Source organism: Microbacterium sp. NPDC089188 (assembly GCF_040685155.1).
Taxonomy (GTDB): domain Bacteria; phylum Actinomycetota; class Actinomycetes; order Actinomycetales; family Microbacteriaceae; genus Microbacterium; species Microbacterium galbum.
This window is the reverse complement of sequence record NZ_JBFBHH010000003.1, coordinates 537,481-562,948: the sequence shown is the minus strand read 5'-3', so window position 1 is coordinate 562,948 and position 25,468 is coordinate 537,481. Positions and strand designations below refer to the sequence as shown.

At 70.9% G+C, this 25,468-nt stretch carries 21 protein-coding genes; 6 read left to right on the top strand and 15 right to left on the bottom strand.

Annotated features, from left to right (window positions below; translation table 11 throughout):
* Positions 1-45 precede the first annotated feature (45 nt).
* The 5 genes from AB0N80_RS12605 to AB0N80_RS12585 form a co-directional block, all read right to left on the bottom strand.
* Positions 46-1,848, bottom strand: coding sequence for a penicillin-binding protein 2 (locus AB0N80_RS12605; protein ID WP_315992985.1), 1,803 nt, complete (start codon positions 1,846-1,848; stop codon positions 46-48).
* A gap of 5 nt (positions 1,849-1,853) precedes the next feature.
* Complete coding sequence (locus AB0N80_RS12600) at positions 1,854-2,471, bottom strand: hypothetical protein (protein WP_363578899.1); 618 nt, start codon at positions 2,469-2,471, stop codon at positions 1,854-1,856.
* Entirely contained in the window at positions 2,468-3,421 is a 954-nt protein-coding gene (rsmH, locus tag AB0N80_RS12595; RefSeq protein ID WP_363578898.1) for a 16S rRNA (cytosine(1402)-N(4))-methyltransferase RsmH, read from the bottom strand. The genes AB0N80_RS12600 and rsmH overlap by 4 nt, the downstream gene beginning before the upstream one ends.
* Positions 3,422-3,520: 99 nt before the next feature.
* On the bottom strand, positions 3,521-3,952 hold the full coding sequence (gene mraZ, locus AB0N80_RS12590) for a division/cell wall cluster transcriptional repressor MraZ (RefSeq protein WP_056227713.1): 432 nt from the start codon (positions 3,950-3,952) through the stop codon (positions 3,521-3,523).
* A 345-nt stretch (positions 3,953-4,297) separates the two neighbouring features.
* Positions 4,298-4,678: a DUF3040 domain-containing protein gene (locus tag AB0N80_RS12585; protein ID WP_363578897.1), complete on the bottom strand. Its 381-nt coding sequence runs from the start codon at positions 4,676-4,678 to the stop codon at positions 4,298-4,300.
* A gap of 64 nt (positions 4,679-4,742) precedes the next feature.
* Here AB0N80_RS12585 and AB0N80_RS12580 point away from each other — a divergent pair, with 64 nt between their 5' ends.
* Entirely contained in the window at positions 4,743-5,822 is a 1,080-nt protein-coding gene (locus AB0N80_RS12580; protein ID WP_363578896.1) for a polyprenyl synthetase family protein, read from the top strand.
* Positions 5,823-5,962: 140 nt separating this feature from the next.
* On the opposite strand, the gene AB0N80_RS12575 is transcribed toward AB0N80_RS12580, so the two are convergent.
* The gene (locus AB0N80_RS12575) at positions 5,963-6,307 is read right to left on the bottom strand and encodes an Rv2175c family DNA-binding protein (protein WP_315992990.1); all 345 of its coding nucleotides are present in this window, start codon (positions 6,305-6,307) and stop codon (positions 5,963-5,965) included.
* A 147-nt stretch (positions 6,308-6,454) separates the two neighbouring features.
* Here AB0N80_RS12575 and AB0N80_RS12570 point away from each other — a divergent pair, with 147 nt between their 5' ends.
* Both AB0N80_RS12570 and pknB read left to right on the top strand, forming a co-directional pair.
* The gene (locus AB0N80_RS12570) at positions 6,455-7,477 is read left to right on the top strand and encodes a LysM peptidoglycan-binding domain-containing protein (RefSeq protein WP_315992991.1); all 1,023 of its coding nucleotides are present in this window, start codon (positions 6,455-6,457) and stop codon (positions 7,475-7,477) included.
* 54 nt (positions 7,478-7,531) lie between these two features.
* Positions 7,532-9,484 (top strand): Stk1 family PASTA domain-containing Ser/Thr kinase, encoded by a 1,953-nt coding sequence (gene pknB / locus AB0N80_RS12565; RefSeq protein WP_363392431.1) that lies wholly within the window; start codon positions 7,532-7,534, stop codon positions 9,482-9,484.
* Between the two features lie 218 nt (positions 9,485-9,702).
* Here pknB and AB0N80_RS12560 read toward each other — a convergent pair whose 3' ends face one another.
* From AB0N80_RS12560 to AB0N80_RS12550, 3 genes are read right to left on the bottom strand one after another with little or no spacing between them, the layout of a single operon-like run.
* Entirely contained in the window at positions 9,703-11,040 is a 1,338-nt protein-coding gene (locus AB0N80_RS12560; RefSeq protein WP_298875462.1) for a class II 3-deoxy-7-phosphoheptulonate synthase, read from the bottom strand.
* A 9-nt stretch (positions 11,041-11,049) separates the two neighbouring features.
* Positions 11,050-11,763 carry a lysophospholipid acyltransferase family protein gene (locus AB0N80_RS12555; protein ID WP_076674869.1) on the bottom strand — a complete coding sequence of 238 codons (714 nt, stop codon included), beginning with the start codon at positions 11,761-11,763 and terminating at the stop codon, positions 11,050-11,052.
* Between the two features lie 2 nt (positions 11,764-11,765).
* Positions 11,766-12,701, bottom strand: a complete 936-nt coding sequence (locus AB0N80_RS12550; RefSeq protein ID WP_315992993.1) for an ROK family glucokinase — start codon at positions 12,699-12,701, stop codon at positions 11,766-11,768.
* A 153-nt stretch (positions 12,702-12,854) separates the two neighbouring features.
* Between AB0N80_RS12550 and AB0N80_RS12545 the strand changes: the two genes are divergently transcribed.
* Entirely contained in the window at positions 12,855-14,681 is a 1,827-nt protein-coding gene (locus tag AB0N80_RS12545) for an AMP-dependent synthetase/ligase (protein WP_363578895.1), read from the top strand.
* A 147-nt stretch (positions 14,682-14,828) separates the two neighbouring features.
* Here the strand turns inward: AB0N80_RS12545 and def are convergent, their stop codons facing one another.
* Genes def through AB0N80_RS12530 form a run of 3 tightly spaced genes read right to left on the bottom strand, consistent with a single transcriptional unit; the run spans position 14,829 to position 21,329 of the window.
* Positions 14,829-15,320, bottom strand: a complete 492-nt coding sequence (gene def, locus AB0N80_RS12540; RefSeq protein ID WP_315992995.1) for a peptide deformylase — start codon at positions 15,318-15,320, stop codon at positions 14,829-14,831.
* Complete coding sequence (locus AB0N80_RS12535; RefSeq protein ID WP_363578894.1) at positions 15,317-17,875, bottom strand: MinD/ParA family protein; 2,559 nt, start codon at positions 17,873-17,875, stop codon at positions 15,317-15,319. The genes def and AB0N80_RS12535 overlap by 4 nt, the downstream gene beginning before the upstream one ends.
* Positions 17,876-17,921: 46 nt before the next feature.
* Positions 17,922-21,329: a pyruvate carboxylase gene (locus AB0N80_RS12530; RefSeq protein WP_363578893.1), complete on the bottom strand. Its 3,408-nt coding sequence runs from the start codon at positions 21,327-21,329 to the stop codon at positions 17,922-17,924.
* Positions 21,330-21,397: 68 nt separating this feature from the next.
* Between AB0N80_RS12530 and AB0N80_RS12525 the strand changes: the two genes are divergently transcribed.
* On the top strand, positions 21,398-22,210 hold the full coding sequence (locus AB0N80_RS12525; protein WP_298875452.1) for a ParA family protein: 813 nt from the start codon (positions 21,398-21,400) through the stop codon (positions 22,208-22,210).
* A 277-nt stretch (positions 22,211-22,487) separates the two neighbouring features.
* Here AB0N80_RS12525 and AB0N80_RS12520 read toward each other — a convergent pair whose 3' ends face one another.
* From AB0N80_RS12520 to AB0N80_RS12510, 3 genes are all read right to left on the bottom strand, one after another.
* A complete protein-coding gene (locus AB0N80_RS12520) occupies positions 22,488-23,033 on the bottom strand; it encodes a MerR family transcriptional regulator (RefSeq protein WP_315992998.1) in 546 nt (181 codons plus the stop codon).
* 96 nt (positions 23,034-23,129) lie between these two features.
* Entirely contained in the window at positions 23,130-23,816 is a 687-nt protein-coding gene (locus AB0N80_RS12515) for a MerR family transcriptional regulator (protein WP_315992999.1), read from the bottom strand.
* Positions 23,816-24,271, bottom strand: coding sequence for an FHA domain-containing protein (locus AB0N80_RS12510; protein WP_315994570.1), 456 nt, complete (start codon positions 24,269-24,271; stop codon positions 23,816-23,818). Before AB0N80_RS12510 ends, AB0N80_RS12515 begins: the two co-directional genes overlap by 1 nt.
* Before the next feature lie 546 nt (positions 24,272-24,817).
* Between AB0N80_RS12510 and AB0N80_RS12505 the strand changes: the two genes are divergently transcribed.
* Positions 24,818-25,465: a copper resistance CopC family protein gene (locus tag AB0N80_RS12505; protein ID WP_363578892.1), complete on the top strand. Its 648-nt coding sequence runs from the start codon at positions 24,818-24,820 to the stop codon at positions 25,463-25,465.
* Positions 25,466-25,468 lie beyond the last annotated feature (3 nt).

The following is a 25,468-nucleotide window of genomic DNA, read 5'->3' as shown; positions in this document are numbered from 1 at the left end:
CCGTGTCGCATTCGTTACCGAGACGAGACCGGCGTCGGCGGTGTCTCAGCCGAACTTGGGCAGTTCGGGGGTCGTGGTTCCCGACGGGATGACGCGGTAGGTCTTGAGAACCTGCGTCATCGCCTTCTGGAACGCGGGGGCGGTGGCCGCGGACGATTTTACCGTCCGCGGTTCGTCGAGGTTGACCGCGACGACGTACTGCGGGTCGTCGGCGGGGGCGAAACCGATCATCGTGGTGAAGTACGCATCGGGCTTGTAGGCACCGGTGTTCTCGTCGACCTTCTCGCCGGTTCCGGTCTTGATCGCGAGGCGATACCCCGGGATGGCGATCTTGCTCGCCAGCTCTCCCTGGGTGGCGACGTTCTCCAGCATGAGCCCGACCTCCTTCGCCGTCGCGGTGGAGATGACCTGCGTCCCCTCGGTGGAGGGGGTGTCGGTGACGGAGCCGTCGGCCGCGGTGCAGCCCTCCACCAGCGAGAGCGGGATCTTCACGCCGCCGTTCGCGATGGTCTGGTACGCCCCGACGAGCTGCGGAACGGTCACCGACAGACCCTGACCGAAGGCGGTGTTGTAGAAGGTCTGCGTGTCCCAGTCCCCGACCGGGTGCAGGATGCCGGCCGATTCGCCGGGGAAGTCGATCGCGCTGAGCGAGCCCATACCGAACTTCTGCAGGTAGTCGTAGCGCGTCTGCTTCGGGATCATCTCGGCGAACTTCGAGATGCCGACGTTCGAGGAGTCGATCAGCACCCCCGTCGGCGTGTAGGTGTTCGCGCCGTGCGAGAAGGCGTCGGACACGCGGGCGTCGCCGCCCAGCACCTCGCGCGAGGAAGCGGTGACGGTGGTCTCCGGAGTGTACGAGCCGCTGTCCAGGCCGATCGCCGTGGTGAGCGCCTTGAACGTCGACCCCGGCTCGAACGGGCTCGAGAACGCACGGCTCCCCCGGTCGTCCGCGGGGGTCGCGGTCGGGTCGTTGGGATCGACCGAGGGGTACTCGGCGAGGGCGCGGATCTTGCCCGTCTTCGCTTCGACGACGGTGATCGTCCCCCGCAGCGATCCGGTGTTCTGCACCTGCTCCGCGATGAGCTGGCCGAGGTACCACTGCAGGTCGCGGTCGATCGTGAGCTTCAGGGTGCCGCCGTCCACGGCGGGCTGGGTGACGACCTCGGTACCGGGCAGCACGACGCCGTCGCGGCTCTGCTGGAAGACGACCTTGCCGTCGGTGGAGGCGAGGCAGGCGTTGTCGGCGTTCTCCAGACCGGCGAGCGGTTGTCCGTCACTGCCGACGAAGCCCAGGAGATTCCCGCCCACGGCACCGTCCGGGTAGACGCGCCCCGACTGCGGGGGGAAGCTCAGGAACGGCAGCTTGAGATCCGCGAGGGCGCGGTACTGCTCGGTCGAGACGTTCTTCGCGATCATCGCGTAGCGGGAGTCGGGGTTCTCGGCCACGGCATCCGTGACGATCTTTTCGACCTCGGCGGCATCCTGTCCGGTGACGGCCGCGATCTGCGCGGCGAGCTCGGGCCAGCCGGTGGTGGTCCCCGAGTCGTCGTCGCTTCCCGCGTCGACGGTGGTGATGCCCTTCGCGGCGAGCATCGGGTCGACCTGCACGTCGTAGCGGTTGACCGCGGAGGCGAGCACGACGCCGTTCTCGTCGACGATCGACCCGCGGGAGGCGTACTCGACGCGCGAGTTCTCCAGTCCCATCGCGAGGGAGTCGCTCACGTGCGTCCGGGCGTTGACGACCTGGATGTCGACGAGGCGCACGACGAAGGCGACGAGCACGATCAGCACGATCGAAAGGGCGACGACGGTCCGACGCCGCGGGGACCGGGAGGTGGTGGTCGTCATGGCCTTCATCGTGTCGCGGGAGTCGGCAGACCGTCGCTGATCGACGGGGGTGTCGTCGATTCGGTCGTCGTGGTCGCCGCGCCCGAGGAGGAGGAGGCGGTCGCGGGCGTCGCCGCGGAGCCGGTCTCGGTCGTCGCCGCCGAGGGGTCGGTGACCAGCGGCACCCCGGCGATCAGGGCGTTGCGCACGGAGCCGCGGCCCATGGCATCCACCGAGGAGGTCGAGTCGGCCGGCTTGCCCGAGCCGATGACGGCACCGTCGCTCAGCCGCAGGTAGGTGGGCGATTCGTCGATGACCATGCCGAGCGCCGCCGCGTTGGCCGCGAGGTACTGGGGCGAGCTGAGTCCGGCGCTCTCGTCGTTCAGGATCTGCTTCTGGTACGTCAGGTCGCGCTGCTGCTGCGTGAGGGCGGCGATCTCGAACGAACTCTGCGTGGTGAGGATGCCGAGTCCCATCTGCACGAGCACGATGACCAGGGCGCCGGTCACCGCGATGACGCCGAACAGGCGGCGGGGCGCGCGCCGACGGGCCGTCGCGGGGACGACGGCGAGTCGCCTCTCACGGACGGGCGTCGGAAAGTCCGGATAGGCGGCCCGGGGGTCGATGGCCGGGGATGCGCTCATGCGTCCTCCTGGATCCTCTCGGCCGCGCGCAGGCGCACGGGGGTGGCACGGGGGTTGGCTTCGCGCTCGGCGTCGCCGGCGAGCTCGGCGCCGCGGACGAGCAGCCGGAACTTCGGGGCATGCTCGGGCAGCTCCACGGGCAGGCCATGCGGGGCGGTCGAGGTCGAGGCGTCGGCGAAGACGCGCTTGACGAGCCGGTCCTCGAGCGACTGGTACGACAGCACGACGATGCGCCCGCCGACCCCCAGCACGCTCAGGGCGGCCGGGATCGTGCGCTCGAGCACGGCGAGTTCGGCGTTGACCTCGATGCGCAGCGCCTGGAAGACGCGCTTCGCGGGGTGGCGCTCGCGCAGAACGGCCGCGGGGGTCGCCGCCTGCAGCACGTCGACGAGCTGGCCGGAGCGCTCGAGCGGGGCGACGGCGCGCGCCGCGATGATCGCCCGCGCGTAGCGTCCGGCGAGCTTCTCCTCGCCGTAGCGCTCGAAGATGCGGCGCAGATCGCCCTCGCCGTAGCTGGCGAGCACCTCGGCCGCGGTGACGCCCTGGGTCTGGTCCATGCGCATGTCGAGCGGTGCGTCCTGCGCGTAGGCGAAGCCGCGATCGGCCACGTCGAGCTGCAGCGACGACACCCCGAGGTCGAACAGGATGCCGTCGACCTTCTCGACGCCGGCGGAGGCCACGGCCTCGGCGATCCCGTCGTACACCGTGTGCACGAGGGTGACGCGGTCGCCGAAGCGCGCGAGCCGCTCCCCCGCGATGCGCAGGGCGTCGGTGTCGCGGTCGAGGCCGATCAGGCGTGCGTTCGGGAAGCGGTCGAGGAACGCCTCGGAGTGCCCGCCCATGCCGAGCGTTCCGTCGACGAAGACGGAGCCGGGCTTCTGCAGGGCGGGACCGAGCAGCTCGGCGCAGCGCTCGAGGAGGACGGGGGTGTGGATGTCGCGGATGTCCATGATGATCGGGGCCGATCCTTCGGCTCTGATCCCCACCCGCATCGACCTGGCACCGGGGAAGTGTGACAGGGCGTGCGGCTGGGCATCACAGCCGGAGGGTCAGAACAGTCCCGGGATCACCTCCTGCTCCATCTCGGCGTACGTCTCTTCGTTGCTCTCGGCGTAGGAGTTCCACGCCTCCGCGTCCCAGATCTCCGCGTGCGCTCCGACACCCGTGACGACGAGCTCGCGCCCGAGCCCGGCGTAGGTGCGCAGCGCCGGCGGGACGGTGATGCGGTTCTGGCTGTCGGGCTTCTCGGCGCTGGCCCCCGAGAGGAACATGCGCAGGAAGTCGCGGGCCTGCTTGTTGCTGAGCGGCGCCTCGCGGATCCGCTCGTGCACGCGCTCGAACTCCTCGGTGCTGAACACGTAGAGGCAGCGGTCCTGCCCCCGGGTGATCACCACTCCGGCCCCGAGATCGTCACGGAACTTCGCGGGCAGGATGACGCGCCCCTTGTCGTCGAGCTTGGGAGTGTGCGTGCCGAGCAGCATTCGGGCGTCCACCCCCTTCGTCCGGCCTGCGAAGTTTCCCCCACTTTACTCCACCGTCCTCCACTTTGCTATTGAAAAGAGGGGTCTTCTGGGCGAGGGCTCCCTTGTGTACTGTGTGCACCGCGCTTCACGACCCGGGTCGATGCCGCGTCTTTCCGCGCAAGACCCCGCGCGCGCGGCCCACGGTGGAGGAGAAGGGAGGAATTCCACCGCCTCCATCGCGACGAACGCGCGGCGTCCGGGGGCCTCCGTTCGGCGGGGCTGCGGAACAGGGCCGGGTGGCGCCGGGCGCACGAAAAAGCACCGGCTCCGAGGAGCCGGTGCTTTTACAAACGGTGCAGAAGTTTAGGGGCCTTCGCGACGGCGGTCCCACCGGTCGTTCATGCGATCCATGAACGACGATCCCGCGGCGCGAGGGGCGCGGGCCCTGGGCGCCGACTTCGAGAGGGGGGCGGAGCCTCGCGTCGGAGTGACGGCGAAGACGACACCGCCCGCCATCAGAAGGAAGCCGAGGACGCCGACCGCGATGCCGAGGAAGCCCGTGTTGAAGCCGATCGACACACCCACCACGAGGGCGCCGAGGCCGGCGAGGAGGAGGATCGAGCCGAGGACGATGTTGCGGTAGCTGAGGGCGCGACTGGGAGCGGAGACGACATCTGTGTCGTTACTCATGAGATGGCGCTCCATCTCATCAAGCAGGCGCTGCTCCTGTTCGGAGAGTGGCATGCATCCCCCTCTATGGTGTGGTGCGAACGATTCTACGTGCGGCGTGGATCACTAGGCTAGGCCCGTGACGACCTCCCTGGAACCGATCGAAGCTGTTTCCCAGCGACTCGACAAGTTCCTCTCCGAACAGCTATCGTACGCCTCCGCCCTGGGTCCGGAGGCCGAGACGCTCACCCGTTCCGGGGCGTCGGCGCTGCGGGGCGGCAAGCGGCTGCGGGCACGGTTCTGCCTGACCGGATGGCACTCCGTCGCGGGCGGCGAGCGACGCTTCGACGCCGCCGCGCTCGCGGTGGCGACGGCGCTCGAGATCTTCCACGCCGCCGCCCTCGTGCACGACGACCTGGTGGACAACTCCGACACGCGCCGCGGGCAGCCGGCCGCGCACCGCGCCCTGCAGAACAGCCACCGCGAAGCCGGGTGGACGGGCGACTCCGACGCCTTCGGTCGGTCCGGCGCGATCCTGCTGGGCGACCTGCTCGTCGCGTGGAGCGACGACCTGCTCGAAGAGGGCCTCGCCGCCGCCCCGACCGCCGCCGCGACCCGACGCGCCTACGCGCACATGCGTCGCGACGTCACGATCGGCCAGTTCCTCGACGTGGCCGAAGAATCCGCCTACACCGTCTACCCCGACGACACCCACGCCGACCGCGCGCTGCGGGTCGCCTCGTACAAGTCGGCGCGGTACAGCATCCAGCAACCCCTGCAGATCGGCGCGGCCCTCGCGGGTGCCGACGAGGCGCAGCTGAGCGCACTGGGCCGTTTCGGCCACGACGTGGGGATGGCCTTCCAGCTGCGCGACGACGTGCTCGGAGTGTTCGGTGACACCGCCGAGACCGGCAAGCCGGTCGGCGACGACCTGCGCGAGGGCAAGCGCACGGTCCTGGTCGCCTACGCCCGCGAACGCCTCTCGGCCGAGGACCGTCGAGACGTCGATGCACTGCTCGGAGATCCCGCCCTGGATGCCGAGCAGGTTCGCATCCTGCAGCGCACCATCGTCGACACCGGCGCACTCGCGCGCACCGAGGAGCTCATCGCCGACTACGCCAGACGAGCGGATGACGCCCTCGCCGACGCGCCGCTGGGCACCGAGGCGGTCGTGGAACTGCGCGCGCTCGCGACGGCCGCCACCCACCGCACGGCCTGAGCCGGGGCACGGACCGCGCGAGGACGCACGGCTCGACGGGGCGGCGCGAGGACGCACGGCTCGACGGGGCGGCGCGAGGACGCACGGCTCGACGGGGCGGTGCGAACCCGCCGGCCGGCTCAGCGCGCGCCCGGAGGCGATCAGGCGAGGGTCGCGGCGACCCGCCGCACCTCGCTCTTGCGACCGGCCAGGAGCGCCTCGATGGGCGCCATTCCGATGGTCTCCTCGGGGGTGAGGAGCCAGTCGATGGTCTCGTCGGGGTCGAAGCCCGCGTCGTGGAGGACGATGATCGTGCCGCGCAGAGCCGGCAGCGGACGCCCCTCGGCGATGAACACCGCGGGGACCTTGAACACGCCGTCGCGGCGCGAGCCCACGAGGTAGTCCTCGTCGAAGAGCCGGCGCACGCGCCCCAGGGACTCGTCGAGGAGTTCCACCAGATCGGGGATTGTCAGCCAGTCGGTCGGGTAACGGGAGGTGTCGGTCACCTTGCCATAATCTCATCCCGCGCGGTGGAACCCGCTCGGTGGGGCGTCACGCTGCCGGTTTCACATCTGTCACACGCACCACGCGCGTTGACATCCGTCACAGCCCGTGTCACCGTGGCGGGCAGTCGGAAGAACGGATCCCCAACCATGCGACGACTCACGCTGTCCTCCCTGCCCGCTCGACGCACGAACGCCTGGCCCACCGCCGCGGTGTGGCCCGCCGCCGTCGCCGGGACCATCGCCCTCACCCTGACGGGAGAGAACGCGGCGCACGCCGCTCCTCCCTCTCCGGCGCTCACCGTCGCCCCTCCCGCGCCGCGCGTCGTCGGACCGATCGTTCCGCTCGCCGCCGCGGTCAGCGCGTCGACGTACACGGTCCAGCCCGGCGACACCGTGTGGGCGATCGCCCGGGCGCACGGTCTCGACCCCGCCGCGGTGAGTTCGGTGAACGGCCTCGGCGCCGACGCGATGATCCGCCCCGGCCAGGTGCTCGCCCTCACCGCCGTACCTGCCCCGGCCGCGCCGGCCCCGCCCGCGGCACCGGCCGTGACGACGCACGAGGTGCGCCCCGGCGACACCGTGTCGGCCATCGCCCGCGCGGGCGGCGTGTCGGTCGACGCCGTCCTCTCGGCGAACGGCCTCACCCGCGCGTCGATCATCTACCCGGGCGACGTGCTGCAGGTCCCCTCCGCCGCGGCCGCTCCGACCGCGGCTCCGGCCCCCACCCCGGCCCCGGCCTCCGTCGCACCCGTGGCCGCTGCGGAGCTGGACGCCGAGCAGAGCGAGAACGCGCGCCTCATCATCCGCGTCGGACGGGAACTCGGGGTCTCCGACCGCGGCATCCTGATCGCCCTCGGCACCGCGATGCAGGAGTCCTGGCTGCGCAACCTCGATTGGGGCGACCGCGACTCCCTCGGTCTCTTCCAGCAGCGCCCTAGCACCGGGTGGGGCACCGCCGAGCAGATCCTCGACCGGGAGCGCTCGACACGGGTGTTCTACGGCGGCGCGAGCGACCCCAACGGCACGGCGACGCGGGGCCTGCTCGACATCCCGGGATGGGAGTCCCTGGCGTACGCCGATGCCGCGCAGGCGGTGCAGATCTCGGCCTACCCCGATCGCTACGCGCGATGGGAACAGCCGGCGACCGTCTGGCTCGCCGTTCTCGGATGAGGTCGGGGTGAGCCGCTCCCGGGGCTCACAGGGGGCCGTCCGTAGACTCGTCGTGTGAGCACGAGTCAGCAGGCAGACCCGCTGATCGGCCGTCTCGTCGACGGCCGGTACCGGGTGCGCGCGCGTATCGCGCGTGGCGGCATGGCAACCGTGTACGTCGCGACCGATCTGCGTCTGGAGCGGCGGGTCGCCCTGAAGGTCATGCACGGCCACCTCAGCGACGACACCGTGTTCCAGAGCCGGTTCATCCAGGAGGCCCGCTCGGCTGCGCGTCTGGCGGATCCCCACGTCGTCAACGTCTTCGACCAGGGCCAAGACGGCGAGATGGCCTACCTCGTCATGGAGTACCTGCCCGGCATCACACTGCGCGAGCTCCTGCGCGAGCACCGTCGCCTCACCGTGGATCAGACGCTGACCATCATGGATGCCATCCTGTCGGGGCTCGCGGCCGCTCACCGCGCCGGCATCGTCCACCGCGACGTCAAGCCCGAGAACGTGCTCCTCGCCGAAGACGGACGCATCAAGATCGGCGACTTCGGCCTCGCGCGTGCGACCACGGCCAACACCGCCAGCGGCGCCCAGCTCATGGGGACCATCGCGTACCTCGCTCCGGAGCTCGTCACGCGGGGCACCGCCGATGCCCGCAGCGACATCTACTCGCTCGGCATCATGCTGTACGAGATGCTCGCCGGAGAGCAGCCGTACAAGGGCGAGCAGCCGATGCAGATCGCGTACCAGCACGCCACCGACTCGGTGCCGCGCCCGAGCGCGAAGAACCCCGCGGTGCCGGAGCAGCTCGACGAACTCGTCCTGTGGGCGACCGAACGCGAGCCCGACGACCGTCCGCTCGATGCGGGGACGATGCTCGAGCGCCTGCGCGCCATCGAGAAGGACCTCGGCCTGGCCCCTCAAGTCGCCCGGGCCGTCTCGGTCGGCACGGCGGGCGCCGCCTCCCCCGCCGAGTCGCGGGAACTCACCAAGGTGCTTCCGCAGACGGCAGCCGTCCCGTCGGCCACGGTCGACGAGCCCGACAACGCCGCCCGCCTCCGCGCGCGCACGCGTCGCCGCACCGCGCGCGGCGTCTGGATCCTCCTCCTCGTCCTTTTCCTGGCCGGCGGGGCCGGGCTCACGGGCTGGTACTTCGGGTCCGGCCCCGGCTCGCTGGTCGGCGTTCCCGACGTCTCGGGACGCAGCTACGACGAGGCGCAGGCGCTCCTCGTCCAGGAGCAATTGCAGGCGCAGCGGCAGGACGTGAACGATCGCGAGATCCCGGCCGGAACCACCGTCGGGTCCGACCCCGCCCCCGGCGAGCGGCTCGACAAGAACACCGTCGTGACCGTGCTGGTCTCCATCGGACCCGCCACCCATCAGATCCCCGCGCTCGGCGGTCGCACCGCCGACGAGGTGCGCGCCGTCTTCGAGGCCGCCTTCGTCGGGGTCGGCGACGACCCCGCGCGCGAATTCACCGACTCGGCGGACGGCACCGTACTGAGCGCGTCGATCGTCCCCCGTTCCGGCGGCGACGCCTTCGCGTGCACCGACGGCTGCACGGTCTACGAAGGGGACGCCGCCACGCTCGTCGTCTCGCTCGGTCCGATCCCCGACGTCACGGGCGAGACGCAGTCCGCCGCCGAGCGCTCCCTCGACGGCGTGGGACTGTCGACCTCCGTCTCGGAGGAGTACAGCAACAGCGTGGCCTCCGGGGTCGTGATCGGCATCGGCGACCGCGACGGTGGCGGCAACTGGCGCCCCGGCGACACCGTGCCGTTGCGCGTGTCGATCGGCCCCAGGCCCGTCGAGATCCCCGGCAACATCGTCGGTATGTCCATCCGCGACGCGGTCGCCGCACTCGATGCGCTCGGGTTCGAGGTCAACGCCGGCATCGACGACGGCACCCTGCCCCTCGGCTTCAAGTACTGGGACATCTACAAGGTGCGGGCGACCAACCCCAAGGCCGGGACGACCGCACCGCAGGGCTCGACGATCACTCTGACGCCGACGCTCTAGGCCGCCCACCCGGGCCCCGCCGAGGGGGCGGAGGCGCGTGGGCCACGATCGCACACCTCGCGCGACCGTGCGGGCAGATCCGACGCCCACCCGCCGTGGGCTTCACCATCCCACCCGCCATCCGCCCCACCCCGCATCCGGCATCCGGCATCCGGCATCCGGAAACGACGATGCCCCCGACCGCACGGGTCGGGGGCATCTCGCAGGCGGCACGCGGGTCAGCGCTTCTCGAGCTCCTCCGCCACGAGGAAGGCCAGCTCCAGGCTCTGACGGTGGTTCAGACGCGGGTCGCACAGGCTCTCGTAGCGCGTCGCGAGGGTCGCCTCGTCGATCTGCTCGGAGCCGCCCAGGCATTCGGTGACGTCGTCACCGGTGAGTTCGACGTGGATGCCGCCGGGGTGCGTGCCCACCGAGCGGTGCGCCTCGAAGAACCCGCGCACCTCGTCGACGACGTCGTCGAAGCGACGCGTCTTGTAGCCGGTGGGCGTGGTGATGCCGTTGCCGTGCATGGGATCGGTGACCCACAGCGGGGTGGCGCCGGAGTCGCGGACGGCCTCCAGGAGCGGGGGCAGGGCATCGCGGATCTTGCCCGCACCCATGCGCGTGATGAACGTCAGGCGCCCCGGCTCGCGCTCGGGGTCGAGCTTGTCGATCAGCGCGAGCGCCGTCTCGGCCGTGGTGGTGGGGCCGAGCTTGACGCCGATGGGGTTGCGGATCTTCGAGAAGTAGTCGACGTGCGCGCCGTCGAGCTCGCGCGTGCGCTCGCCGATCCACTGGAAGTGCGACGAGGTGTTGTAGGGCAGGCCGGTGCGCGAGTCGATCCGGGTCATGGGGCGCTCGTAGTCCATGAGCAGGCCCTCGTGGCCGGTGTAGAACTCCACGCGCGTCAGCTCGTCGAAGTCGGCGCCGGCCGCCTCCATGAACTTGATCGCCCGGTCGATCTCGGTCGCCATGCTCTCGTACGCCTGGTTGGCAGGAGTGGAGGCGAAGCCCTTGTTCCAGCTGTGCACCTCGCGGAGGTCGGCGAACCCGCCCTGCGTGAAGGCCCGGATGAGGTTCAGGGTCGACGCGGCCGTGTGGTAGCCCTTGAGCAGGCGCGCGGGATCGGCCTTGCGGGACTCCTCGGTGAAGTCGTAGCCGTTGACGATGTCGCCGCGGTAGGCCGGCAGCGTCACGTCGCCGCGCGTCTCGGTGTCGCTCGAGCGGGGCTTGGCGAACTGCCCGGCCATGCGGCCCATCTTGACGACGGGCATCGACGCGCCGTAGGTGAGCACGACGGCCATCTGGAGCACGGTCTTGATGCGGTTGCGGATCTGCTCGGCGGTCGCGCCGGCGAACGTCTCGGCGCAGTCACCGCCCTGGAGCAGGAACGCCTGGCCTGCGGCGGCACGGGCGAGACGATCGCGCAGGATGTCGACCTCGCCGGCGAAGACCAGCGGCGGGAGGGTCGCCAGCTCTGCGGATGCCGCCGCCACCGCGCCCTCGTCATACCACTGGGGCTGCTGCTTGATGGGCAGGGATCGCCAGTGGTCGAGGTCGTGGAGCTGCTGATTCACCCCTGAAGTCTAGTGGCGCGACGACGGCGCCTTCGCCGCCTGTGCACTGGCCAGCCGGTCCTTCACGGTGGAGGCGTAGACGTCTTCGTAGCGCTGCTCGCCGAGGCGCTGCAGGGCCACCATGATCTCGTCGGTGACCGAGCGCAGGACGTAGCGGTCGCCCTCCATGCCCTCGAAACGGGAGAAGTCGAGCGGCTCGCCGATGACGATCCCCACACGTCCCACGCGCGGCAGTCGCTGACCGATCGGCATCACCGCGCCGGTGTCGACCATGACCACGGGGACCACCGGCACGCGCGCCTCGAGCGCCATGCGCGCGATGCCCGTGCGTCCGCGGTACAGCGTGCCGTCGGGGCTGCGGGTGCCCTCCGGGTAGATCCCGAGCAGCTCACCGCGCCCGAGGACGCCGAGGCCCGTGTTCAGCGACGCCTCCGACGCCTTCCCTCCCGACCGGTCGATGGGCAGCTGGCCGGTCGCTTGGAAGAACATCCGGGTGGCCCAGCCCTTGAGGCCCTTGCCGGTGAAGTAGTCGCTCTTGGCGAGGAACGCCATGCGGCGGTCGATCATGAGCGGCAGGAAGATCGAATCCGAGAACGACAGGTGGTTGCTGGCGAGGATCGCCGCACCCTCCGCCGGGATGTTGCGCCGGCCCACCATCCATGGGCGGAACACGGCCTTGATGACCGGTCCGATGACCACGTACTTCATGAGCCAGTAGAACATCGTCAGCGCTCCTTCCCGGCGAGGTCGGCGACCCCGATGAGACCGGCGTCGTTGCCCAGGCGCGCGATCGCGAACTCGGCGACCGGACGTTCACCGTACCCCGGCAACGACGTCTCGTACGCGAGCTTCACCGGTTCGAGCAGGTCGGCGCCCAGCTGCGCCACTCCCCCGCCGATCACGAAGACCTCGGGATCGAGCACGGCCTGGAAACCGCCGCACGCCTCGCCGAGAGCGGTCGCGACGCGGCGGAGCGCCTCGACCGCCCCGGGGTCGCCCGCCAGCACGAGGCGAGAGACGGCGGGTCCGGGAATGGCGCCCCTCTCCGCGCGGACGGCCGCCAACGCGGCACCGATACCGCCCTCGTCGGCGATCGTGTTGGCCTCGCGCTGCAGCGCGCGTCCCGAGGCGTACTGCTCGAGGCATCCGTTCTGTCCGCACCCGCACGGGTGACCGCCCCGGACGAAGCGCAGGTGACCGAGCTCGGCGCCGATGCCGTGACCACCGCGGAACAGCTCGCCGTCGGTGACGACGGCACCGCCGACGCCCGTGCCCATCGTCAGCATGACCATGTCGCGCACGCCCCGGCCCGCGCCGAAGCGGTACTCGCCCCAGCCGGCGGCGTTCGCGTCGTTCTCGATCGTCACGGGGGCGTCGAGGCGCTGCTCCAGGCGGGCGCGCAGGGGTTCGTCGCGCCAGTCGATGTTGGGGGCGTAGATGACGGTGCTGCGGTCGCGGCTGATGAACCCGGCGGCGGCGACGCCGATGGCGTGCACCTCGTGCGCGCGGCGCAGATGATCGGCCATGTCGACCACGGCATCCACGAGGGCCGAGGGGTCGATAGGGGTGTCGACGCGGAGCTTCTCGATGATGGTGCCGTCGTCGTCGACGACGCCTCCGGCGATCTTCGTTCCCCCGATATCGATGCCGACGTTGCGCACCGCGCTCCCTTCCGGGCCCACCGAGAGGGCGGCCCGGAGCAGTCTAGCCAAGGCGGGCGGCGCGCGAACGACGCCTCGCTCCAGGGGCGGCGCAGGCCGTGCGGATAGACTGATGGACCGCTCGACGTTCTTTCCGGTGCCGAAGGAGTTACCGTGATCCAGTTCGACCTCCCCCCTGTCGTCCCCGCCGATCCCGACGCCAACGCGTCGGATCTGCTCGCCGACCGCGTCCGCGCGACGCCCGACCGGCCCCTGTTCGCCGTGCCCGGGGCCGGAGGATGGCGCGACGTCTCGGCGGTCGAGTTCGAGCGCCAGGTCATCGCCCTGGCGAAGGGCTTCATCGCCGCCGGCGTCCAACCGGGAGAGAAGGTCGGCTTCATCGCCCGCACCACCTACGACTGGACGCTCGTCGACTTCGCGCTCTTCTATGCCGGGGCCGTCATGGTGCCGGTGTACGAGACGAGCTCCCCCTCGCAGATCTCGTGGATCCTGTCGGACTCCGGCGCCATCGCGGTCGTCGTGGAGTCCGCGGAGCACTCCGACCGCCTCGACGAGGTGCGCAGCGACCTTCCGCTCGTCCGCGAGGTGTGGGCGATGCACACGGGCGCCCTCGACGCACTCGTCGCGGGCGGCACGCACATCACCGACGAAGAGGTCGAGCGCCGCCGCCACCTCGCGAAGGCCTCCGACATCGCGACCCTCATCTACACGTCGGGGTCGACGGGACGCCCCAAGGGCTGCGTCCTCGTGCACAGCAACTTCGTCGAGCTCGCCCGCAACTCCGCCAAGGCCCTGCACGAGGTCGTCGAGACGCCGGGCGCCTCGACGCTGCTGTTCATCACCACGGCCCACGTCTTCGCGCGTTTCATCTCGCTGCTGAACGTGCACGCGGGGGTGAAGACCGGGCACCAGCCCGACACCAAGCAACTGCTGCCCGCCCTCGGCACCTTCCAGCCGACCTTCCTGCTCGCCGTGCCCCGGGTCTTCGAGAAGGTCTACAACTCCGCCGAGCAGAAGGCCGAGGCCGGCGGCAAGGGCAAGATCTTCCGCGCCGCGGCCGACGTCGCGATCGAGCACTCGCAACGGCTGCAGGAGGGGAAGAAGATCTCCCTCCCCTTCAAGCTGAAGTTCGCGCTCTTCGACAAGCTGGTCTACTCCAAGCTCCGGGATGCCATGGGCGGACGCGTGGTCTACGCGGTGTCGGGATCGGCCCCGCTCGGACCGCGACTGGGGCACTTCTTCCGCAGCCTCGGCGTTGTGATCCTCGAGGGCTACGGACTCACCGAGACGACGGCCCCGGCCACGGTCAACCTCGCGACGAAGTCGAAGATCGGCACGGTCGGTCCGGTGCTCCCCGGTGTCGGGGTGCGCCTGGCCGATGACGGCGAGATCCAGGTGCGCGGCATCAACGTCTTCCGCGAGTACTGGCAGAACCCGGATGCCACGGCCGAGGCCTTCGACGGCGAATGGTTCAAGACCGGCGACATCGGCGCCTTCGACGCCGACGGCTTCCTCGCGATCACGGGCCGCAAGAAGGAGATCATCGTCACGGCCGGCGGCAAGAACGTCGCTCCGGCCGCCCTCGAGGATCCCATCCGCGCGAACCCGATCGTGGGCCAGGTCGTGGTCGTCGGCGACCACAAGCCGTTCATCGCCGCCCTCGTCACCTTGGATCCCGAGATGCTGCCGACGTGGCTCGCCAACAACGGCCTGGCCGCCGACATGTCGCTGCAGGACGCGAGCACGAACGAGAAGGTGCGCGCCGAGGTGCAGGGCGCGATCGACCGCGCGAACACCCGTGTGTCGCGCGCGGAGTCGATCCGCAAGTTCACGATTTTGCCCACGGAGTGGACCGAGGCGAGCGGCCACCTGACGCCCAAGATGAGCATCAAACGCAACGTCATCGTCGCCGACTTCGCCGACGCGATCGAGGACATCTACGCCGTGCCGGTGAACACGACCAACGTCTCTCTCCCCTGAGACCCGGAATGCCGAACGGCCCGGCCCCCTCGGGGGTCGGGCCGTTCTGCTTTGCCGAGAACAGGGCGTGCCACGGGAACAGGGGAATCCGCGACGAAGGGGCCTGTCCTCGCGCCGTCCCCTGTTCTCGTGTCAGGGGCCAGCGGGTCAGAACCAGTCGCTCTCGCGCACCTGACGCATCGCCTCGCGGCGGGTCTCGGCGGGCAGCCGCGAGAGATAGAGCATTCCGTCGAGGTGGTCGGTCTCGTGCTGCAGCGCCTGTGCGAGCAGCCCTTCGCCCTCGAGCACGACCTCCCGGCCGTCGAGGTCGATGCCGACGACCTTCGCCCACGGGTAGCGGATGGCGTCGTGCCACAGACCGGGCACCGAGAGGCATCCCTCCCCCACCGGCTGGGGCTCGCCGCGCGTCTCCACGAGGACGGGATTGATGACGTACCCGATGTCGCCGTCGATGTTGTAGCTGAACGCGCGCAGACCGACCCCGATCTGCGGAGCCGCGACTCCCGCGCGCCCGGGCAGCTCGACCGTGTCGAGCAGGTCTTGGACGAGGGCGCGCACGCCGTCGTCGATCTCGTCGATGGGAGCGCTCGTGGCGCGCAGCACCGGGTCGCCGAACAGGCGGATCGGACGGACGCTCATGCGGAGGCCACCGGAGCGCGGAGGCCCTCGACGACGGCGGCGGCGAGCTCCCGCGCGGCCTGGCGCGTGCCGGGCTGCAGGTCGCGGAACGTGATCGCACTGCCCGCGGCGATGCGTGCGTCGTAGGGCATGCGGATGACGGTGCGCACGCGCGAGCGGAAGTGGGACTCCAACTCGCTCTCGCGCACCAGCGGCGCGCCCGGACGCGAGTTGTTCAACACCACGACGGCGTCGCGCACACGCGCCGCGTAGCCGTTGGTCTCGAGCCACGTCAGCGTCTCGGAAGCCAGCCGCGCCTCGTCGACGGAGAGTCCCGCCACGATCACGAGGGTGTCGGCGAGCTCGAGCGTGGCCCCCATGACGGAGTGGACGATGCCGGTCCCCGTGTCGGTGAGCACGATCGAGTAGTAATGCGCGGCGACGTCGGCGACCTGACGGTAGTCGTCGTCGCTGAAGGCCTCCGACTGACGCGGATCCGCATCGGATGCCAGCACGTCGAGGCGGGTGGCATCCCTGGCGACGATCGACGAGACGTCGTTGTAGCCGGCCATCTCGTCGTGCGCGCGCACGAGGTCGCGCACGGTGCGGCCGTTGGGGCGGCCGACACGGTCGGCGAGCGTCCCGCGGTCGGGGTTCGCGTCGACGGCGATGATGCGATCGTCGCGCGCGTCGGCGAGGGCCATGCCGAGCAGCGAGGTGACGGTGGTCTTGCCGACCCCGCCCTTGCGCGAAAGCACGGGCACGAAGCGCGCCCCGCCCGCGAGAGGGGCCGAGATGCGGCGGTCCAGCTCCTTGCGCTGCCGGGCGCGGCGCCCGTCGCCGAGGTTGATGCGGTGGCGCGACGCCGAGTACACCAGCTGCTGCCACAGGCCCTCGGGCTCCGGACGGCTGATCTGCTTCGGGTCGAGCAGGCGGTCGGCCGTGAGCAGGTCGGCGCTCTCACGGGAGTCGTCGATCTGACCGATGCGCTTGGACGTCAGCGCGACCTCGGGCGCCGGGGTGCGCACGCGCTCCATGGCGTGGGCGCGATCCACCCGCGCGGCCTCCTCGGCGGTGCGGGCGGCGTCATCGGCCTGATGCGCCTGACGACGGGTGAGCGGCACGGTGCCGATGACCCCCGTCGCGGCGCGCTCGGCGCGCGTGGTCGGGACGCTGCCGGTGGGGACGGCACGGGTCGCCGGCGAAGCCGCCGCCGCGGCCGCCGCCGCTGGGACCGTCGGAGCCGGCACGGTGGTCGCACCGGTCTGCGGCCGGGCGCCGTCGGTCGGAGCGGATGCCGGCTCCTCGGCGACGCGTGCGGTGAGCAGCACCGCGTCATCGGTCGCCCGCGCGTGGTCGTCGCTCTCGGAGGCGGAGCCCGCGTCCGATGCGTCCTCGTCGTCGTGGTCGTCGTCGATCGCGGCCTCCACGACCTCGTCGTCGGTCTCGTCGGCCGAGGCGGAGACACCGGTCTCCGGCACCCACGGAGCGTGGGTCAGCGGCTCGGCGGAGGCACCGATCGACCCCTCCTCGATCGGCTCCTCGTCGAAGGGTTCCTCGTCGAGGGGCTGCTCGTCGAAGGGCTCCTCATCGAAGGGCTCCGCGGCATCCGCCTCGTACAGCTCGACGTCGTCGACGACCTCGACGTCGTGCAGGTCGTCGGATGCGGCCGCGTCCTCCGGCGCCTCGTCGGGGGTCGCGCCGACCTCGGAGATCGCATCATCAGGCGCCGGAGCGTCGGGCCCCGGAACTGTCTCGAGCGACTCGTGCGTGGTGTCGGGGTGCTCGTCGAGCGACCGCTCGTCGGCGGAAGCCCGCGGCGTGGTCGCGTCGACGTCCCCTGCTTCGACACCGGCATCGTCCGTCACCGATGCCTGCGCGTCGACGTCCTCGACGTCGTCGTGCGCGGGGGCGCCACCGAGATCGTCCTGACGGTCGTCGCCGTACTCGGCCCGTTCGACGTCGCCCTCGTCGTCGGAGGCGTCGTCATGGGACGCCTCGCCGTCCGCCTCGTGCTCCACCGCGTCGCGCTCGGGTGCGCCCTCGTCGACGGGGCCCGCTCCCTCGTGCTCCGCGGGCGCGGCATCCTGATCGTCGTCGCGCGCATCGTCGCCCGACCCGTCGGCAGCCGGAGCCTCGTACGGACCTTCGGGGTCGTCGCCCACGACCTCGGCGTCGTGCACGTCGTCATCGGCGGATCCGGCGTCCTGGTGCGGTTCGTCTCCATGCGCGCCGTCGTGGTGCGCGTCGTCGGGGTGCGGTTCGAGGATGATCTCGTCCGTCGCGAGCTCGTCCACCTCGGCGGCGACCTCGTCGTCGTGGGTCTCGGAAGCGAGCTGGCGAGGTGCGGAGGAATCGTCCAGCGCGGCGAGGTCGGCGTCATCGAAGGGGATCTCGTCCTCGATCACGTCGTCGTCGAGATCGTCGTCGTCACTGGTCGCCGGCAGGTCGACACTGACCTGCGCGGTGTATCCACCGAGGATCGTGATGCTGGCCGTGTCGAGGTTCCCGCTCTCGTCGAGCACGCCGTGCTCGGCGTTCTCGTCGGGGTTCGCGTCGGTGCGGTCGGGGGTCACTGCAGTCTCCAAACGGGAAGAGGGCGCGAAAGCGCCCCCTCCCAGGCTACTGCGCGGGGCGGATCACCAGCAAAAGATCCCCCGCCTCCACCTGCTGCGTGGTACCGATCGCGACACGGTCGACCACTCCCTCGACCGGCGCCGTGATCGCCGCCTCCATCTTCATCGCCTCGATCGACGCGACCGCCTGACCCGCCTGCACCCGATCGCCGGGGGCGGCCTTCATCGTCACCACACCCGAGAAGGGCGCGGCCACCTGGCCGGGCTTCGACGTATCCGCCTTCTCCGCCTGCCGCGCCTCGACGTCGATCGATCGGTCGCGCACGAAGACCGGACGCAGTTGGCCGTTCAGCGTCGTCATGACGGTGCGCATGCCCTTGTCGTCGGCGTCGCCCACCGCCTCGAGCCCCACGAAGAGCTGCACCCCGCGCTCGATCTCGACGGTGTGCTCCCCGCCCGGGCGCAAGCCGTACAGATAATCGGCGGTGTCGAGCACGCTCAGGTCGCCGAAGCGCTCGCGCATCTCCAGGAAGGTGCGCGTCGGCGCGGGGAACAGCAGGTGGTTCAGGCGCGCACGCCGCTCGGCGGACTCCCCCGCCAGCGCCGCGGTGTCGCCGTCGGTGAGCGGGGTGACCCCCGTCTTGGCATCCCGCCCGGCCAGCACCTTCGACCGGAACGGCTCGGGCCACCCACCCGGAAGGTCGCCGAGCTCACCGGCCATGAACGACACGACCGAGTCGGGCACGTCGTACTTCTCCGGGTTGCGCTCGAAGTCGGCCGGGTCGGCCTTGACCGCGGCGAGGTGCAGGGCCAGGTCGCCCACGACTTTCGACGACGGCGTCACCTTGGGCACACGGCCCAGGATGCGATCGGCCGCCGCGTACATGTCCTCGATCAGCTCGAAGTCGTCCGCCAGGCCGAGCGCGATGGCCTGCTGACGGAGGTTCGACAACTGCCCTCCTGGGATCTCGTGCCGGTAGACCCGTCCGGTGGGGCCGGAGAGACCCGACTCGAACGGGCGGTACAGATGACGCACCGCCTCCCAGTACGGCTCGAGGTCGCTCACGGCTGCGAGATCGAGACCCGTGTCGCGCTCGGTGTGCGCGAGGGCTGCCACCAGAGCCGACAGCGACGGCTGGCTCGTCGTTCCCGCCATCGGCGCGGCGGCCGCGTCCACGGCATCCGCTCCGGCCGCCGAGGCGGCGAGCAGAGTCGCGAGCTGTCCGCCCGCGGTGTCGTGCGTGTGAACGTGCACCGGGAGGTCGAAGCGCTCGCGCAGAGCCGTGACGAGCTTCGTCGCGGCGGCGGGACGCAGCAGTCCCGCCATGTCCTTGATCGCGAGGATGTGCGCGCCCGCCTCGACGATCTGCTCGGCGAGGCCGAGGTAGTAGTCGAGCGTGTACAGACGCTCCGCGGGGTCGAGGAGGTCGCCCGTGTAGCAGAGCGCGACCTCGGCGACGGCGGTGCCGGTCGAGAGGACGGCGTCGATCGCGGGCCGCATCTGCGAGACGTCGTTGAGCGCGTCGAAGATCCGGAAGATGTCGACCCCGGATGCCGCCGCCTCGGCCACGAAGGCGTCGGTGACCTCCGTCGGGTACGGCGTGTAGCCCACCGTGTTGCGGCCGCGCAGCAGCATCTGGATCGCGACGTTCGGAAGAGCCTGACGCAGCGCGTCGAGGCGCTCCCAGGGGTCCTCGCCGAGGAACCGCAGCGCGACGTCGTAGGTCGCACCTCCCCAGGCCTCCACCGACAGCAGCTCAGGAGTCATGCGAGCGACGTAGGGCGCGACCCGGACGAGATCCCGCGTGCGGACCCGCGTGGCCAGCAGCGACTGGTGCGCGTCGCGGAAGGTCGTCTCCGTGACGGCGACGGCGGTCTGCTCGCGCAGGGCACGGGCGAAGCCCACCGGACCCAGCTCGCGCAGGCGCTGGCGCGAGCCCGCGGGTGCGGCATCCGTCAGATCGATCCGCGGGAGCTTGGCGCCGGGGTCGATCGAGAGGGGGTTGTCGCCGTGGGGGCGGTTCACCGTCGTGTCGACGAGCCACGACAGGATCTTCGTGCCGCGGTCCTTCGACTCCCGGCCCTTCAGCAACTCGGGGCGTTCGTCGATGAACGATGTGCTGAGATCCCCCGCAACGAACGCGGGGTCATCGAGCACGGCCTGCAGGAACGGGATGTTGGTGGAGACGCCACGGATGCGGAATTCGGCGAGGGCCCGGCGGGCACGCGCGACGGCCGCGGGGAAGTCACGTCCGCGGCAGGAGAGCTTCGACAGCATCGAGTCGAAGTGCGGGCTCACCTGCGACCCCGCCGCGGTCGTGCCTCCGTCGAGACGGATGCCGGCTCCGCCGGGCGAGCGGTAGGTGGTGATCTTGCCGGTGTCGGGGCGGAAGCCCTGCGTGGGATCCTCCGTGGTGATGCGGCACTGCAGCGCGGCGCCGCGCAACTGGATGTCGTCCTGCTGCAGGTGGAGCTCGGCGAGGGTCTGCCCCGCGGCGATGCGCATCTGCGACTGCACGAGGTCGACGTCGGTGACCTCCTCGGTCACGGTGTGCTCGACCTGGATGCGGGGGTTCATCTCGATGAAGACGACCTCGCCGGCGCGCGGTCCCGCGGTCTCGAGCAGGAACTCGACGGTGCCCGCGTTCTGGTATCCGATCGACCGGGCGAAGGCGACGGCGTAGCGGTGGAGATCCCGCCGCACGGCGTCGTCGAGGTTCGGCGCCGGGGCGATCTCGATGACCTTCTGGTGGCGGCGCTGCACCGAGCAGTCGCGCTCGAAGAGATGAACGGTCTCGCCCGTGGCATCCGCGAGGATCTGCACCTCGACGTGACGTGGACGCTGCACGGCCTGCTCGACGAACATCCGCGGGTCGCCGAACGCGCTCTGCGCCTCGCGCATCGCCTCGGCCAGAGCCGGCGCGAGCTCGCCCATGGCCTCAACGCGCCGCATGCCGCGTCCGCCGCCGCCGGCGACCGCCTTGGCGAAGAGGGGGAAGCCGATCTCCTCCGCCTGCGCCAGCAGGGCGTCGATGTCGTCGGACGCCGGGGTCGAGCGCAGCACCGGCACGCCGGCTGCGATCGCGTGCTCCTTGGCGGTGACCTTGTTGCCGGCCATCGACAACACCTCGGCGGGAGGGCCGATGAAGGTGATGCCGTTCGCCGCGGCCTTCTCGGCGAGCTCCGGGTTCTCCGAGAGGAAGCCGTACCCGGGGTAGATGGCATCCGCTCCGCACTCCCTGGCGACGCGGATGATCTCGTCGACATCGAGGTAGGCACGTACGGGGTGACCGCGCTCGCCGATCTGGTAGGCCTCGTCAGCCTTCAGCCGGTGCAGCGACGCCCGATCCTCATACGGGTAGACCGCGACGGTGCGCGCTCCGACCTCGTAGGCGGCACGGAAAGCGCGGATGGCGATCTCTCCGCGATTGGCGACCAGGATTTTCGAGAACATGCGCACCTCACGTCAAGCTGGCGGGGCTGAATGTGCTCACAGCCTAGGGGACGGTAACGTGGACTCTTGTGCACGTACTCTCCGTCAGCTCTCTCAAAGGCGGGGTCGGCAAGACGACCGTGACACTGGGGCTGGCTTCGGCCGCCTTCGCGCGTGGCGTTCGCACTCTCGTCGTCGACCTCGACCCCCAGTCCGACGTGTCGACCGGGATGGACATCCAGGTCGCCGGTCGGCTCAACATCGCCGATGTCCTGGCGAACCCGAAAGAGAAGGTCGTCCGCCAGGCGATCACCTCGAGCGGGTGGGCGAAGGTGCATCCCGGCACCATCGACGTGCTGATCGGCAGCCCGTCGGCCATCAACTTCGACGGGCCGCACCCGAGCGTCCGTGACGTCTGGAAGCTCGAAGAGGCCCTCGCGACGATCGAGAGCGAGTACGACCTCGTTCTCATCGACTGCGCCCCCTCGCTGAACGCCCTCACGCGCACCGCGTGGGCCGCGAGCGACCGCGTGGTCGTCGTGACCGAGCCGGGACTGTTCTCCGTCGCCGCCGCCGACCGCGCGCTGCGCGCGATCGAGGAGATCCGCCGCGGTCTCTCGCCTCGTCTGCAGCCCCTCGGCGTCGTGGTCAACCGCGTTCGCCCGCAGTCGATCGAGCACCAGTTCCGCATCAAAGAGCTGCGCGACATGTTCGGCCCCCTCGTGCTCAACCCGCAGCTGCCGGAGCGGACGTCGCTGCAGCAGGCCCAGGGAGCCGCGAAGCCGCTGCACGTGTGGCCGGGCGACTCGGCGCAGGAGCTGGCCGCCGATTTCGACGCGCTGCTCGACCGCATCGTGCGCACGGGCCGTATCCCGGTCGACAACGAGGCCCCGCAGGCCTGACCTCTTCTCGAGACGCCGTCCCGCTGCCGTGCAGCCGGGGCGGCGTTTCCTTTCGGCGCCGAGCCGTCGGAAGTCGGCACCCCCGCCGGCACCGGTGGCTTCGGCACGCTCAGCCACCTCCGACGCAAGAAAGCTAAGCCTCGTGACGAATCCGGGAAACAGCCGGTATGCACGCGAGGACCCTGAGCCTGTCGAAGGGTCCGGGCCGCGCGTCGGGTCGCTGCGCGCGGCCGCGCGACGAAGCCCCGGATGCCGAGGCGTCCGGGAAGGGCGTGCCTCAGGCGGTGCGGGCGGCGCGACGGGCGGCGAGCTCGTCGACGGCCTCGGGCGTCGCGGCTTCGAAGTCGACGAGCGTCGACTCGACCTCACGGAGCACCTTGCCGACCGCGATGCCGAAGACGCCCTGACCTCGGCTGACGAGGTCGATGACCTCGTCGTTCGAGGTGCAGAGGTACACCGACGCTCCATCGCTCATGAGGGTGGTGCCCGCGAGGTCGCGGATACCGGCGGCACGGAGCTGGTCGACGGCCGTGCGGATCTGCTGCAGCGAGATGCCGGTGTCGAGCAGACGCTTTACGAGCTTCAGGACGAGGATGTCGCGGAAGCCGTAGAGGCGCTGCGAGCCGGAGCCGCTGGCTCCACGGACGGTGGGGACGACCAGTTCGGTGCGGGCCCAGTAGTCGAGCTGGCGGTACGTGATGCCGGCGGCACGCGCGGCGACCGCGCCCCGGTAGCCGGTCTCGTCATCCATCTCGGGCAGACCGTCGGTGAAGAGGAGGTCGGCGGCGAACCGGGGTTCACCGAGTGCATCGCCAGCGTTCATGCTCGCGTCCCTCCTCATCGGCTCGTTGGTTCCACGCTAGATCAGCGCGGGTCCCCCGGCAATGACATCCGCTCCGAGGGCCGCGGCGTGTCGCGATCAGGACAGCATTCGCTCGATCGCGTCGCGCACGAACAGGGTGCGCACCTCGTCGAGACGGCCCGCGAGTTCGGGCGCGAGCTCGCTCGCGCGGGCCCGGGAGGCGGCGTCGGGACGACGCAGGAGCGCGGAGAGGGCGGATTCGACGAGCGACACCTCGCGTTCGGCACTCTGGCGCAGCGTGCGGACGTGCCGCGGCTCGATCCCGTGACGGTCGAGGGCGACGAGGGCGCGCAGCAGGGTCACGGTCTGCTCGGAGTAGGTGTCGGCCCCCGCGATCACGCCCGTGCTCACGGCGTCGTTCAAAAGCTGCGGGCGTGCTCCGGCGGCAGCGAGCAGCTCGTCGCGGCGGTACCGGCGCGGCGCGGAGGTCATCGACGGGATCGACGTCGGCGGGGCGGGGTTGCGCCCCGCGTCGAGGTCTTCGAGATACTCGCGGATGACGACGAGCGGCAGATAGTGATCGCGTTGCAGCGTCAACGCGAGGCGCAGCCGTTCGAGATCGGCCGGCGAGAACTTGCGGTACCCCGACTCGGTGCGGGTGGGCGAGACGATGCCCTGCACCTCGAGGAAGCGCAGCTTGCTCGAGGTCAACGCCGGGAAGTCGGGGGTCAGGCGCGCGAGCACCTGTCCGATGCTGAGCAGCCCCGCAGCCGCCTGACGACCACGGGAGGGGGCTGCCGCCATCAGTGCTCTGCCGCGGGCAGGTCGACCGGCGAACCGAAGAAGTTCAGGCGGAACTTGCCGATGCGCACCTCGGAGCCGTTCACGAGAGCGGAGCGGTCGACCCGCTCGCCGTTGACGTAGCTGCCGTTGAGCGAGCGCTGGTCGACGATCTCGAACGCCGAACCGGAGCGGATGATCTCGGCGTGGCGACGCGACACGGTCACGTCGTCGAAGAACAGGTCGGCCTCGGGATGACGCCCGACGGTGGTGACGTCGGTGTCGAGCAGGTACCGGGCACCGGTCGTGGGACCCGACCGCACGATCAGCAGCGCCGCCCCGGAGGGCAACGCACCGATCGCTTCGAGCTCGGCCTCGGTGAGGTCGGCTCCGAAGGGGACGAACGACAGGTCGGCGTCGTGGGTCTGGGTCGTGTCGTGCGAGCTGTCGCGGGCGACGGCGTCGGCCGCGCGTCGGATCTCGTCTCGATCGAATCGGCTGGTCTCGTCCACGGCTTCTCCTTCATATTCACCATAACCGATCGGTTCAGATCGAACGGGGGGAACCGACCGCGCGCGGGCCATGGTGATGCGTGATGTGTCTTCATTTCGTCGACACCGGACACCGCGGTTCGGGGCGCGGAAACGGCCGACGAGACACTCGAACCTATCGACCCGGGGTCCGTCGTGTCGAGTCCGGTGACGCCACGGGTGTGGCGGGTGAGGAGCGCGAAGACGCAGGTGACGAGAACCTGAGCCGGTGAGGCCGCCGCCGGAGGACCCTTCGAGGGGCTCGGAGTCCCGCGCGCCGGGTGGGCGGAACCGCCGCGGGGTCCCGGACCCATCGACAGGCTCAGGGTCCTGGGGCACCGAGGTCGGGGGCCTGTGCGGGAGGTGGCTGAGCCCGTCGAAGCACCGGAGCAGACGGGGCCCCAGACCGTTCGACCAGGCGCAGGGTCTGGGGCGGGGAGAAGGGCCGGTACCCGGGGCGGCCCGTCACGCCGACGCCCTCGTTAGGGTCGAAGGATGACGTCCCCCTCGGCGCCGCGTCGGCGCAGCCTCCCCGCCGTCCTGGTATCCCTCCTGTTGGCCGCCGCCGTGCTGTTCGTCCCCGCGACGCCGGCCTCCGCGCACGACGAGCTGGTGTCGACCGATCCCGCGGCCGATGCGGTGCTCGAGGCCGTGCCGCAGCGCATCACCCTCACGTTCAGTGCCGACGTCCTTACCGACCCGGGCGCGACGGTGGTCGAAGTGACCGATGCGAGCGGCGCGTCGCTCGCGGAGGGTGCCCCCGAGCCGTCGGGCACCGAGGTGACCCAGGCGCTGGCGGGGTCGGCATCCGGTGCCGTCACCGTGAAGTGGCGCGTCGTCTCCAGTGACGGACACCCGATCGACGGCTCTTTCGCGTTCACCGTCCCCGAGGCCGCCCCGACCCCGACGGCGACGCCCACGACCTCGGCGTCGGCATCCCCCTCCCCCACCGTCTCCGCCTCGGCCGCGCCCACGGAAGCGGAGACCCCCGCCGCGGCGCCGGTCGAGGAGTCGTCGGCGAGCTCTCCCCTGCCGTGGATCCTGCTGGCCGTGGCCCTGGTGATCGTTGCGGGCGTGCTCGTCTACGTCTTCGCCTCGCGCGGGCGTCGGAACGCCGCCGGTGGCGGCACGACCGGGCGATAGGCT